The sequence below is a fragment of the Candidatus Limnocylindrales bacterium genome (assembly GCA_035626395.1).
Lineage (GTDB): Bacteria > Desulfobacterota > Binatia > UBA1149 > CAITLU01 > DASPNH01.
Genome location: DASPNR010000044.1, coordinates 260,339 through 273,499, shown reverse-complemented (window position 1 = coordinate 273,499; position 13,161 = coordinate 260,339). Strand labels below are relative to the sequence as shown.

The following is a 13,161-nucleotide window of genomic DNA, read 5'->3' as shown; positions in this document are numbered from 1 at the left end:
CAGGCTCGGGTGAAATGCTCGAATGCAAGACCTGACTCCAATCGGAAGGAGGATTGTTCGTGGCAACCGAACCTTCGCGCATTCGCACCGTCGCGCTGATCGGTCAGGGCGGCGTCGGCAAGACTTCGATCGCCGATGCCATGGTCTTCACCGCCGGCGGCAACAACCGCCTGGGCCGCGTCGACGACGAGACCTCGCTCTTCGACACCGAGCCCGAAGAGATGCGCCGCCGCTGCACCATCACCACGTCCATCTCCCGCCTGACCTGGAACAAGCACGAGCTGAACCTGCTCGATACGCCCGGGCAGGGGAACTTCGTGACCGACACGCGCTTCGCGCTGCGCGGGGCGGCGGGCGTCGTGCTGGTGATCGATGCCGCCACGCCGGTGCGCGCCGAAAGCCACAAGGTGTGGACCTGGGCACGCGCCGAAGGGCTGCCGATCCTGTTCGTGCTCAACAAGTGCGAGCGCAACGAGGCGGACACCGAGGCGCGCCTGGGCGAGCTGCGCGAACAGCTCGATGCCAAGCCCGTGCAGCTGACGCTGCCGGTCAAGTCCGGCGACAGGATGACCGGCGTCGTCGACCTGCTCTCGGGCAAGGCTCTGGCCTGCGAAGGCGATTCGGGAAAGTTCAAGCCCGCCGAGGTGCCTTCGGACCTGGCGGCCACCGTCGAGACGCTGCATGGACAGCTCGTCGAGGCCGCAGCCGAAGGCGACGACACGCTGCTCGAGAAATACCTGGAGGCGGGCGAGCTGACGCCCGAGGAGACGGCGGCGGGGCTGCGCGCCGCAATCGCCGCGGGCAACGTCCAGCCGGTGCTGTGCGTGTCCGCTGCGGGCAACGTAGGGATCGCCCAGCTCCTGGATGCGATCGTCGATCTGATGCCGGCGCCCGTGGAGCTGCCGGGCGTGGCAGCCAAGGACGAGAAGGGCAACGACATCATCCTTCCGCCCGATCCTTCCAGGCCGTTTGCCGGCTTCGTCTTCAAGACCATCGTCGACCCGCACGTCGGGCACCTGTCGGTGTTCCGCGTGATGTCGGGCACCGTCACCACCGAGACCGCGGTCGTCAACACGCAGACGCGCAACAAGGAACGCTTCGGCCATCTGCTCAAGCTCGAAGGCCGCAAGACGGTGGAGGTGCCGAGCGCCACCGTTGGCGACATCGTCGCGGTGGCCAAGCTCAAGGCCACGCGGGCAGGTCAGACCCTTGCCGATCAGGCGCACGCGGTGGAAGTTGCCGGCTTCGAGGCGGTCACGCCGGCGATCTCCTTCGCGGTCGAGGCCAAAAAGCGCGGCGAGGAGGACAAGGCGGCGCAGGGCCTGATCAAGCTGTGCGAGGAGGATCTGGCGCTGCACATCGACCGTGACGAGGAGAGCGGCGCCATCCTGGTCTCGGGCTCCGGCCAGCTCCACGTCGAGGTCGCGTGCGAGCGTCTGGAGCGCAAGTACGGTGTCGGCGTCGTTCTCAAAGCGCCGCGGGTTCCCTATCGCGAGACGGTGCGCGGCAAGGTGCAGTCGCACGGCCGCCTCAAGAAGCAGACCGGCGGCCACGGACAGTTCGCCGACTGCTGGATCGAGATCGAGCCGCTGGCCCGCGGCGGCGGTTTCGAGTTCGTCGATCGCGTGGTCGGCGGCGTCATTCCGCGCAACTACATTCCGGCCATCGAGAAGGGGGTGCAGGAGGCCATGCGCGCCGGCGTCATCGCCGGTTATCCCGTCGTCGACGTCAAGGTCAGCGTCTACGACGGCCAGTACCACGACGTCGATTCCTCGGACATGGCGTTCAAGATCGCCGCAGGCATGGCCTTCAAGGAGGGCGTGGCGCAGGCCAGGCCAACGCTGCTGGAGCCGATCGTCTCGCTGGAAGTGACGGTGCCCGACGAGTGCATGGGCGACGTCATGGGCGACCTCAACTCGCGCCGCGCCAAGGTCGAGGGGATGGAGCAGCGCGGGCACTCCCAGGTGATCCGTGCCAAGGTGCCGATGTCGGAGGTCCTGCGTTACGCGCCCGACCTGACCTCGATGACGAGCGGGCGCGGCAGCTTCGAGATCGCGTTCTCGCACTACGATCCGGTGCCCGAGCACCTGATCGCGAAGATCGTCGCCGACTCCAAGAAGGACGCCGCGCACGCCTGACGTGACCGGCGCCCTCCGTCTTCGGCGACGGGTGCCTGACGCGTTCCAGGGAAGAGGAGAGGGGAGTTGAGCGAAGCGGTCGCGACCAAGGATTCCAACAGCCGCCTGTTCGCGCTGACGCTCGGCGCCCTCGGCGTCGTCTTCGGCGACATCGGCACCAGTCCGCTGTACGCGCTGCGCGAGTGCTTCGGGCATCACGAGCTGCCGGTCAACGAGATGAACGTGCTCGGCCTGCTGTCGGTCGTGCTGTGGTCGCTGATCGTCGTCGTCACCATCAAATACCTGGTCTTCGTGCTGCGCGCCGACAACCGCGGCGAAGGCGGGATCCTGTCGCTGCTGACGCTGGTGGTTCCGCCCGACCGCGCCAATGTGCCGCGCAACGTCGTCCTGGTGATCATAGGCGTCATCGGTGCCACGCTGCTGTACGGCGACGGAATGATCACGCCGGCGATCTCGGTTCTCAGCGCCATCGAAGGCCTGGAAGTCGCCACGCCGCTGTTCCGTCCGTTCGTCGTCTACATCGCCGTGGCGATCCTGGTCGGCCTGTTCTCGCTGCAGCGATTCGGCACGGGTCTGGTCGGCGCGATCTTCGGGCCCATCACCAGCATCTGGTTTGCGGTGCTGGGCGCGCTCGGTCTGGCGTGGGTCATCATCGAGCCGCGCGTGCTGACGGCGTACAACCCGTGGTACGCTGTGCAGTTCTTCGCGCACAACGGCGCAGAAGGCTTCTTCACGCTGGGCTCGGTGCTGCTCGTCGTCACGGGCGTCGAGTCGCTCTACGCCGACATGGGTCACTTCGGCAGGGCGCCCATCCGTCTGGGCTGGCTCGCGGTGGTGCTGCCGTGCCTGACGCTGAACTACTTCGGCCAGGGCGCGCTGCTGCTGACGCATCCGGAAGCGGTGGAAAACCCGTTCTACAACATGGCGCCGTCGTGGGGGCTCTACCCTCTGGTGTTCATCGCGACGCTGGCCACCGTCACCGCGTCGCAGGCGGTCATCTCGGGCGCTTTCTCGTTGACCCGCCAGGCTGCGCAGCTCGGCTTCGCGCCACGCGTGGAGATCAAGCATTCGTCCGCGCACGAAATCGGACAGGTGTACGTGCCGGTGGTCAACTGGGCGCTGATGATCGCGACGATCGCCCTGGTGGTCGGCTTCCAGAGCTCGAGCGCGCTCGCCGGCGCTTACGGCATCGCGGTCTCGCTGACGATGATGATGACCACGATCCTGCTCGGCGTGTGCGCCCGGCGGCGCTGGGGCTGGTCGCGAGCCCGGTCGGTTGCGCTGTCGGGCAGCTTCCTGATCGTCGATTTCGGCTTCACCGCGGGTGCGGCCACCAAGCTGCTGGAGGGCGGCTGGGTGCCGCTGCTGGTGGCTGCGCTCATCTACATCGTGATGACGACGTGGCGCCGCGGCCACGACCTGCTCGACGAGTACGCCAAGGCGGCGCGACTGCCGGTGGAGTATTTTCTCAGCGACCTCACCGCCCACCCCGTCAGCCGCGTCTCGGGAACCGCCATCGTCATGGACGCCCGCGGCGTAGGCGTCCCGCGCACGCTCCTGCACAACATCAAGCACAACCGCGTGCTGCACGAGCGCGTGGTGCTGCTGACGTTGCGCGTGGCCGATTCACCGCACCTTCGTCCCAACGAGCGGATCCGTGTCCACCAGTATCGCGCCGACTTCATTCGCGTCGTCGCGCGCTATGGCTACATGGAAACTCCGAGTGTGGCCGAGGTTTTTGATCTGCTGCGCGCGCGCGGGGTCGACATCGATCCCATGCAGGCCACCTTCTTTTTCGGTCGTGAAACTCTGGTGGTAGGCCGCAAGCCGGGACTGGCGACGTGGCGAAAGCATCTCTACGACTTCTTGTTCCGCAATGCGTACGGCGCCTATCTTCATCTCGGAGTGCCGCCCAACCGCGTGATCGAGATCGGGCAGCAGGTGGAGATCTAGGAGCCGCGCATGACCAAGAGCAACGAACAGATCGTACTGGATTTCTGCAAGGCCTGGAGCCGTCGCAACTGTCAGGAGCTGCTCGGCTACTTCGCCGACGACGCCATCTACCACAACATCCCGATGCCCGCGGTCCAGGGCAAGGATGCCATCGAGCAGGTATTCGACATGTTCCTGCCCATCTCGCAGAAGATCGAATGGGAGATGAAGCAGCTGGTGGGGCAGGGCAATCTCGTCTTCACCGAGCGCGTCGACCGCTTCTGGATGGGTGACAAGACGGTGGAGCTGCCGGTGGCGGGCGTCTTCGAGCTCGAGGACGGCAAGATCAAGGAATGGCGGGACTACTTCGACCTGGCAACCTGGACGCGCCAGACCGGCATGTGACGCGGCGCCGCGTTCTGGCGGCGCTCGCGACGCTGTTGCTGGCGCTGTTGCCGGCGCGCGCCGCTGCTGCACGCATCGCGGTCGTCGCCAATGACGACACCGACAACGCCGGCACCATTCGTGTGCTGGCGGCGGACGCTCCCTGGGCGGAGGTCAAGCCGCCGCTCGTCGTCGGCGCCGACTCGGTGGTGCAGGAACGAGGGCGCAAGCTCTACGTCCTCAGCCGCCGCGACGGCAGCGTCGCCGTCATTGCCAAGCACGACTGGGAGATTCGCCGCACGCTCGCGCTGGGCACGCAGCATCCTCCCGAGGACATCGCCGTCATCGGCCGCCGGCGCGCCTATGTGACGCGCCAGGGCGTTGCCAGTCTGCTGCGGCTCGATCCGAAGACGGGTCAGGCAAGCGAGGTCGTCGACCTGTCGGCCTTCGCCGATGACGACGGCGTTCCGGATCTCGGCGCGATGCTCATCGCCGGCGACCGGCTCTTCGTCCAGATCCGCCGCGCCAACGAGAATGCGCCCGGCGGCCTGCAGTCGCCGGCCTATCTGGCGGTGGTGGATCTGGCTTCGGAAACGCTGGTCGATGCCAATCTCGAGGCGGCCGGCGTGCAGGGCATCGAGCTTGCCGGCACCGCGCCCAAGCATCGCATGCAGGCGATCGGCCAGACGCTGCTCGTCAGCGCGACCGGCGGCTTTTTCGATGCAGGCGGCATCGAAATCGTCGATCTCGCGACGCTCCAGAGCGAGGGCATCGCCATCGCCGAGGCCGACGGCGAGACGGGCGCCGATCTGGGCCCGTTCGCGATGACTTCTGCGAGCAGCGGCTTTCTCGTCTACAGCACCGACCTGGATCTGTCCTCGCACCTGAAGCGTTTCTCGTTCGAGCATGGAGTGGAGAAGGGGCCCGAGCTGCACGTGTCGGTGGGATACGCCGTGCCCGCCATCGCCCACGATCCCCGGAGCGGGAACCTGTTCGTGCCCGAGAGCATCTTCGGCTCGCGCGGCGTGCACGTGTTCGCCGCCGACAGCGGCCAGCGCCTGACGCAGCAGCCGCTCGGCACCGGTGGCCGGCCGACCGATCTTCTGCTGCTGCGCGCGCCTGCGCTGCCCGCCGGCGACGACCGCTGAACTGCGCCGAGCCGTGCAGCTGCGCGCGAGCGGCGCAGTTGCAACCGCCTGCTTTCGCGTTGGCGGGATGGCCGCCGCTGCCAGCCTGCGCTCGCCCATCGAGAGCGCCGGCCGCCGTTGCCGTCTGGCACAAAAGCGCCGCCTGCGCGCACAGTTACCGCGGCAAAACGCTTTGACTCCCCAGTCCGGCCTCGTTAAGCGTGCCGCGGTGCGGCGAGGCTCTCCCTGGTCGGCCGCTCCCCAACCATCGAGAAGAGCGACATGGCCAGCTACCAGCACATCCAGGTACCGTCGGGCGGCGAGCGCATAACCTTCGACGCCTCCGGCTGCATCCAGGTTCCCGACAATCCCATCATCCCGTTCATCGAAGGCGACGGCACCGGCCCCGACATCTGGCGCGCCTCGGTGCGCGTGTTCGATGCGGCCGTGGCCCGCTCCTACGGCGGCAAGCGCCGCATCGTCTGGATGGAGATCTTTGCCGGCGAAAAGGCCAACGCCGTCTACGGCGAAGGCACCTGGCTTCCCGAGGAGACCAACGAGGCGATCCGCGACTTCCGCGTTGCGATCAAGGGCCCGCTGACGACGCCGGTGGGCGGCGGCATCCGCTCGATCAACGTCGCGCTGCGCCAGATCCATGACCTGTACGCGTGCGTGCGGCCGGTGCGCTACTTCAGCGGCGTGCCGGCGCCGGTCAAGCATCCCGAGAAGCTCAACATCGTCCTGTTCCGCGAGAACACCGAAGACGTCTACTCGGGCATCGAGTTCAAGGCGGGCACGGCCGAGGCCAGGGACGTGGTCGACTTCATCGTCGCCAAGTCGGGGAAGGAGATCCGGCCGGGCAGCGCCATCGGCATCAAGCCGGCTTCCAAGGAAGGCTGCGAGCGCCTGGTGCGGCGCGCCATCCAGTACGCCATCGCCAACAAGCGCCCGTCGGTGACGCTGGTGCACAAGGGCAACATCATGAAGTTCACGGAAGGCGCCTTCCGTGACTGGGGCTACGAGCTCGCGGCGCGCGAGTTCGGCGAGCAGACGATCAGCGAGAACGAGGTCTACGAGAAGCACGGCGGCCGGACGCCGGCCGGCAGGATCCTGATCAAGGATCGCATCGCCGACGCGATGTTCCAGCAGATCCTGCTGCGTCCCGACGAGTACAGCGTCGTGGCGACGATGAACCTCAACGGCGACTATCTGTCCGACGCGGCCGCGGCGCAGGTCGGCGGCCTCGGTCTGGCGCCGGGTGCGAACATCGGAGACGGTGCCGCCGTCTTCGAGGCCACGCACGGCACGGCGCCGAAGTACGCGGGGCAGGACAAGGTCAACCCGGGATCGGTGATCCTGTCGGGCGTGCTCATGCTCGAGCACCTCGGCTGGAGCGAAGCGGCGCGCCTGATCGAGACGTCCATGGAAAAGACCATCTCCTCCAAGGTCGTCACCTACGACCTGGCCCGGCAGATGGATGGCGCCAAGGAAGTCCCGTGCTCGGGCTTCGCGACGGCCATGATCGACAACATGTGAAATTTTTCGAGCAACGAACGTAGGGCATTCCGCCCGCGGGCCGCAAAGAGCGTCGAGCGTGCGCCAGATCGGTTCGCGCGCAGCGATGAGCGACGGAAGCGTACTTCTGTACGCTGGAGGAGCGAAGAGCGAGCACGGGCCGAGATGGCGTGCGATCGGCGCTCCCATAAAGGAGAACAACTTCGTATGGCACGTAAGAAGATTGCTTTGATCGGCGCAGGCAACATCGGCGGCACCCTTGCCCACCTCGCGCTGATTCGTCACCTCGGCGACGTCGTTCTCTTCGACGTCGTCGAAGGGCTGCCGCAGGGCAAGGCGCTCGACCTGATGGAGGGCGGGCCCATCGAGGGCTTCGATGCCAGAGTCAGCGGCACCAACGATTACAAGGACATCGCCGGCGCCGACGTCTGCATCGTCACCGCGGGCCTGGCGCGCAAGCCCGGCATGAGCCGCGACGACCTGCTCGCCACCAACTCCAAGATCATGAAGTCGGTGGCTCAGGGCATTCGCGAGAATGCGCCGGACTCGTTCGTGATCGTCATCTCCAATCCGCTCGACGCGATGGTGACGCTGTGCAAACGCGAGACGGGCTTTCCGAAGAACCGCGTCGTCGGCATGGCCGGCGTCCTGGATTCCGCCCGCTATCGCGCATTCATCGCGGCCGAGCTGAACGTGTCGGTGCACAGCGTGCAGGCCATGGTGTTCGGCGGCCACGGTGACGACATGGTTCCCGTGCGCTCGGCCTGCACGGTCGGCGGCGCTCCGGTCACCGACTTCATCAAGGAAGAGCGCCTGGCGCAGATCGAGGAGCGCACGCGCAAGGCCGGGGGCGAAGTGGTGGCTCTGCTCAAGACCGGCTCGGCCTTCTATTCGCCGGCCACGGCGGCCATCCAGATGGCCGAGTCGTATCTGCTCGATCAGAAGAAGATCCTGCCGTGCGCGGCCTACCTCGAAGGAGAGTACGGCTTCAACGGCTTCTACCTCGGCGTGCCGGTGCAGATCGGCGCCGGCGGCATCGAGAAGATCATCGAGTTCAAGCTGACCGAGCAGGAGAAGAAGGAGCTGGCGGTATCGGCCAGCCACGTCGAGGAGCTGGTCGGCGCGATGGACAAGGTGCTGGCGCAGTAGAAAGAGCGCGCTGGCGCGACGAGGAGCCGGATGAACGTTCACGAGTATCAGGGCAAGAAGCTGCTGGCGCGCTACGGCGTCCGCACGCTTCGCGGCGAGGTCGCCACCACGCCGGAGGAAGCGCGCCAGATCGCCGAGCAGCTCGGATCGCCGGTCGTGGTCGTCAAGGCGCAGATTCACGCCGGCGGCCGCGGCGCCGGCGCCATCGTCGCGGGCGAAGAGGAAGCCGCGAGCATCTTCCACGCCAATCTCGAAAAGGAAGGGCTGCCCAAGCACGACCGCAAGGGCGGCGTGCGCATCGCGAAGTCGCCGGCCGATGCCGAGGCTGCGGCGCGCGAGATGCTGGGCAGCATCCTGGTCACGCGTCAGACGGGTCCGAGCGGCCGCCGCGTGCACCGCGTCTTCCTCGAGGAGGGCTGCGACATCGGGCGCGAGCTGTACCTGTCGGTGCTGCTGGACCGCGCGGTGGGACGGGTGGCGATGATGGCAAGCGCCGCCGGCGGCATGGACATCGAGAGGGTCGCCGAGGAGACGCCGGAGAAGATCTTCCGCGTGACCGTCGATCCCGCCATCGGCCTTCAGGACTACGAGGCGCGCAAGCTCGCGTTCGGCCTCGGCGTCAAGGAAGAGAAGATCGGCGAGTGGGTCAAGTTCTTCCACGGCATCTACGACGCCTACATGGAGCTGGACTGCTCGCTGGTGGAGGTCAATCCGCTGGTCGAAACCGGGGACGGAAGCCTGATCGCGCTCGATGCGAAGGTCTCGTTCGACGACAACGCGCTGTACCGGCACGCCGACGTGCGCGAGCTGCGCGACGAGAACGAAGAGGATCCCAAGGAACGTCAGGCCGCCAAGTTCGACCTGAGCTACATCGCGCTGTCCGGCAACATCGGCTGCATGGTCAACGGCGCCGGTCTGGCCATGGCGACTATGGACATCATCCACCACCATGGCGGCGAGCCTGCCAACTTCTGCGACGTCGGCGGAGGCGCAACCACCGAAAAGGTTGCCGAAGCGTTCAAGATCATCCTTTCGGACGAGAACGTGAAGGCGGTGTTCATCAACATCTTCGGCGGCATCATGCAGTGCGACGTCCTGGCCAAGGGTGTCGTCGAGGCGTCCAGGCAGGTCGGCGTACGGGTTCCGCTGGTGGTCCGCCTCGAGGGCACCAACGTGGAAGAAGGACGCCGCATCATCGGCACCTCGGGCCTGAACATCATCACGGCCGCCGACATGGCCGACGGTGCCCGGAAGGCCGTGGACGCCGCGCGAGCGGCGGCGTAGGGGACGACGAATGGCAGTACTGCTTTCCGCCAAGAGCCGTGTCGTCACCCAGGGCCTCGGAGCCACGGGCAAGTTCCACCTCAAGGGCTGCCGCGACTACGGCACGCAGATGGTCGCCGGCGTGCGGCCCGGCAAGGGCGGCACCGACTGGGAAGGCGTGCCCATCTTCGACACCGTCGAAGATGCGGTCCGCAAGACGGGCGCAGACGTCTCGGTGATCTATGTTCCGCCTCCGGGCGCGGCCGATGCCATCCTGGAGGCGGCGGATGCGGGCATCGGCCTGATCATCTGCATCACCGAGGGCATCCCGGTCACCGACATGATTCGCGTCAAGCGCGCGCTCGAGGGACGGCCGGTGCGGCTGGTCGGACCCAACTGTCCGGGCGTCATCACGCCGGGGCAGGCCAAGGTCGGCATCATGCCGGGCTACATCCACAAGCCGGGCAGGGTCGGCGTCGTCTCGCGCAGCGGCACGCTGACCTACGAGTGCGTGCATCAGCTCACGCAGCGCGGGATCGGGCAGAGCACGTGCATCGGCATCGGCGGCGATCCCATCATCGGGACCGGCTTCATCGATGCGCTGCGCCTGTTCAACGACGATCCCGACACCGAGGCGGTGTTCATGATCGGCGAGATCGGCGGCGCCGCCGAGATCGATGCCGCCGAGTGGATCAAGGCCAACATGAAAAAGCCGGTGGCCGCATTCATCGCCGGCAAGACGGCGCCGCCGGGCAAACGCATGGGCCACGCCGGCGCGATCATCTCCGGCGGCAAGGGCACCGCCGCCGAGAAGATCGCTGCACTCGAAGCCGCAGGTCTCAAAGTCGCCCCATCCCCCGCCGACCTCGGCGAAACGATGGTCGCCGCAATGAAGTAGCAACCCGGGGTGAGGTCTTGCATTCGAGCACTTTGACGCACCGTAGCTCGAATGCTCGAAAGCAAGACCTGACCCCATTCTTCAAGAGGAAGGAATGGCAACCGAACGTACTCTGTCCATCGTCAAGCCGGACGCGGTCTCGAAGAACGCGATCGGCGGCATCCTGTCGATCTTCGAGAAGGGCGGCCTGCGGGTGGTCGCGACCAAGATGATCCGCCTGACGCGGCCGCAGGCCGAGGGCTTCTACGCCGTGCACAAGGAGCGTCCCTTCTTCGGCGACCTGTGCACGTTCATGACCGAAGGCCCGGTGGTGGTGTCGGTCCTGGAAGGCGAGGGCGCCATCCTCAAGCACCGCGACCTGCTCGGCGCCACCGACCCGGCCAAGGCGGCCGAGGGTACGGTGCGCAAGCTCTACGGCTCCAACATCGAGCGCAACGCCGCGCATGGGTCGGACGGCCCCGACACCGCGGCGTTCGAAATCGGGTACTTTTTCAACGCGCTCGAGCTGCAGGCTCGCTGAGCGCACGCCGGAAGAGGATGATGGCGGGGGAGACGGGACAGGCGCGATCTTCGGAGCACGGAGCATCGAGCCGGCCCGCGGCCGCCATGAGCCTTGCGCGCGCGCAGAACGCGAAGAAGAAGAACGTCCGATCGCTGACGCTCGACGAGGTCGCGCAGTGGGCTGCCGCGCGCGGCTTCGAGGCCTACCGCGCCGCGCAGATCGTCGGCTGGCTCTACAACCGGCCGCTGACGCCGGTCTCGGACATGCACAACCTGCCCGAGGCCGTACGTGCCGCGCTCGACGAGGATTTCGACACCAGCCTTCCCGAGCAGGCGCTCCTGCAGCATTCCTGCGACGACACGCGCAAGATGCTGGTCGGGCTCTCCGACCGGCGCGTCGTCGAGAGCGTGCTCATTCCGCGCGAAGAGCGCCTGACGCTGTGCATCTCCTCGCAGGTCGGCTGCGCGCTCGACTGCGCGTTCTGCGCCACCGCCCGCCTGGGCCTGGTGCGCAACCTGGAGCCGTTCGAGATCGTCGCGCAGGTGATGATGGCGCGCGAGCTCGCGCGGCCGCATCCGCTGACCAACTACGTCTTCATGGGCATGGGCGAGCCGCTGGCGAACTACGACCGCCTGGTGCGGGCCATCGAGATCATGACGGCCCGCTGGGGCCTGGGCATCTCGCCGCGCCGGATCACCGTCTCCACCGCCGGCCTCGTCCCGCAGATGGAGCGGCTGGTCGCGGAGACCGACGTGCACATCGCGATCTCGCTCGGCTCGGCCCGCAACGACGTGCGGGACCTGCTGATGCCGATCAACAGGCGCTATCCCCTCGAGGTTCTGATCGGCGCGTGCAAGCGGCTGGGACTTCCGCGCCGCAAGCGCATCACGTTCGAGTACACGCTGCTCGAAGACGTCAACGATTCGCTGTCGGACGCCGACGCCATCGCCCGCCTGCTGCGCGGCGTTGCCGTCAAGGTCAATCTGATCCCGTTCAACGAGTTCGAAGGGTCCGGCTTCCGCTGCCCGAGCCACGAAAAGGTGCTCGCGTTCCAGGAACGCCTGCTCGCCGCCGGCATCCACACCACCGTGCGCGTCAGCCGCGGCCGCGACATCGCGGCGGCCTGCGGACAGCTCGCCGCCACACAGGCCGGGGCGTGAGCGCGCGAGCGAACCACCTTGCCGGCGGCGGTCGCGCCGCGACGCGGAACTGAGGCGAATGCCCGGTGTCGGCGTCATCCTGAATCCGCACGCGAGCGGAAACCGCCGCCGCGCCGGCGCGTCCGAGCGCATTTCCGCCATCGTGGGGGAGGACGGCGAGGTCGTCGTCACACAGGATCTGTCGGCCCTCGATTCGGCGCTGCAAGGCTTTCATGACCGCGACTTCGATGTCGTGGCCGTCAGCGGCGGCGACGGCTCGATGTGTTTCGTCGTCTCGCGCGCGATGTCGATCTGGGGCGCCGACCGGCTGCCGATGTTCGTGGCGCTGCGGGGCGGGACCATCAACAACATCTCGCGCAGCGTCGGCGGACCGTCGCGACCGGAGGCGATGATGGCGGCGGTGATGGCCGGCTACCGGCGAGGCCGCGCGTTCCGGATCGTCGAGCGGCCGCTGCTGTGCGTCAACGGGCAGGTCTACGGCTCCATCGTCGGGGCGGGCCTGATCACGCACTTCCTCGACAAGTATTACGCGGCAAGGAAGCCGAGCCCGGCGACGGCCGCAGCGTTGCTCGTGCGCTGCGGCATCTCCTGGCTGGCGCGAACCGATTTCATTCACGACGTCGTGCCTCGCATCCCCGGGCGCGCACGGTGCGACGAGACGCCGCTGCCGTTCAAGGAATTCACGCTGATCCTGGCCAGTTCGGCCACGCACATCGGCCTTGGCGTGCGGCCATTCTATCTGAGCGGCCGCAAGCACGGCTACTTCCACCTGCTGGCGGGGAATCCGACGCCGGGCCAGCTGCTGTCGCGGCTCGGACATTTCTGGCGCGGCTTTCCGTGCGGGCTGGACACGCTCTACGACAGCATGGCCCGCTACGTGCGCGTCGAATTCGAGACCCCGCAGGGTTTCACCGTCGACGGCGAGCTGTTGCCGCCGGTGACGGTGCTGGAGATCGAGTCGGGGCCGACGGCCCGCTTCATCTCCGGAATGGTACCGATGGCGGCCTTCGCTTCCGCCCGCGCCAACGCCGACGTCGGCCTTCAGTAATCGACGACCATCTCGTCACCGTGCCCCGCGCCCGGCATCGTGGCC

General features: G+C 67.2%; 11 protein-coding genes. All 11 read left to right on the top strand.

Features of this window, described 5'->3' with window-relative positions; genetic code table 11:
- The first annotated feature begins 59 nt into the window (after positions 1-59).
- The 11 genes from fusA (at position 60) to VEC57_20540 (ending at position 13,116) form a co-directional block, all read left to right on the top strand.
- Positions 60-2,138 (top strand): elongation factor G, encoded by a 2,079-nt coding sequence (gene fusA / locus VEC57_20590; protein HYC01542.1) that lies wholly within the window; start codon positions 60-62, stop codon positions 2,136-2,138.
- 66 nt (positions 2,139-2,204) lie between these two features.
- The gene (locus tag VEC57_20585; protein ID HYC01541.1) at positions 2,205-4,091 is read left to right on the top strand and encodes a potassium transporter Kup; all 1,887 of its coding nucleotides are present in this window, start codon (positions 2,205-2,207) and stop codon (positions 4,089-4,091) included.
- A gap of 9 nt (positions 4,092-4,100) precedes the next feature.
- On the top strand, positions 4,101-4,475 hold the full coding sequence (locus VEC57_20580) for a limonene-1,2-epoxide hydrolase family protein (protein ID HYC01540.1): 375 nt from the start codon (positions 4,101-4,103) through the stop codon (positions 4,473-4,475).
- Positions 4,472-5,602, top strand: a complete 1,131-nt coding sequence (locus tag VEC57_20575) for a hypothetical protein (GenBank protein HYC01539.1) — start codon at positions 4,472-4,474, stop codon at positions 5,600-5,602. Before VEC57_20580 ends, VEC57_20575 begins: the two co-directional genes overlap by 4 nt.
- A 261-nt stretch (positions 5,603-5,863) precedes the next feature.
- The gene (gene icd, locus VEC57_20570; GenBank protein ID HYC01538.1) at positions 5,864-7,117 is read left to right on the top strand and encodes an isocitrate dehydrogenase (NADP(+)); all 1,254 of its coding nucleotides are present in this window, start codon (positions 5,864-5,866) and stop codon (positions 7,115-7,117) included.
- A gap of 186 nt (positions 7,118-7,303) precedes the next feature.
- The gene (gene mdh, locus VEC57_20565; protein ID HYC01537.1) at positions 7,304-8,245 is read left to right on the top strand and encodes a malate dehydrogenase; all 942 of its coding nucleotides are present in this window, start codon (positions 7,304-7,306) and stop codon (positions 8,243-8,245) included.
- A gap of 30 nt (positions 8,246-8,275) precedes the next feature.
- Positions 8,276-9,529, top strand: a complete 1,254-nt coding sequence (sucC, locus tag VEC57_20560; protein ID HYC01536.1) for an ADP-forming succinate--CoA ligase subunit beta — start codon at positions 8,276-8,278, stop codon at positions 9,527-9,529.
- A gap of 10 nt (positions 9,530-9,539) precedes the next feature.
- A complete protein-coding gene (sucD, locus tag VEC57_20555; protein ID HYC01535.1) occupies positions 9,540-10,406 on the top strand; it encodes a succinate--CoA ligase subunit alpha in 867 nt (288 codons plus the stop codon).
- A 94-nt stretch (positions 10,407-10,500) separates the two neighbouring features.
- A complete protein-coding gene (ndk, locus tag VEC57_20550; protein HYC01534.1) occupies positions 10,501-10,926 on the top strand; it encodes a nucleoside-diphosphate kinase in 426 nt (141 codons plus the stop codon).
- An 86-nt stretch (positions 10,927-11,012) separates the two neighbouring features.
- Positions 11,013-12,068, top strand: a complete 1,056-nt coding sequence (gene rlmN / locus VEC57_20545) for a 23S rRNA (adenine(2503)-C(2))-methyltransferase RlmN (GenBank protein HYC01533.1) — start codon at positions 11,013-11,015, stop codon at positions 12,066-12,068.
- A 58-nt stretch (positions 12,069-12,126) separates the two neighbouring features.
- Positions 12,127-13,116, top strand: a complete 990-nt coding sequence (locus VEC57_20540; protein ID HYC01532.1) for a diacylglycerol kinase family protein — start codon at positions 12,127-12,129, stop codon at positions 13,114-13,116.
- The last annotated feature ends 45 nt before the right edge of the window (positions 13,117-13,161 follow it).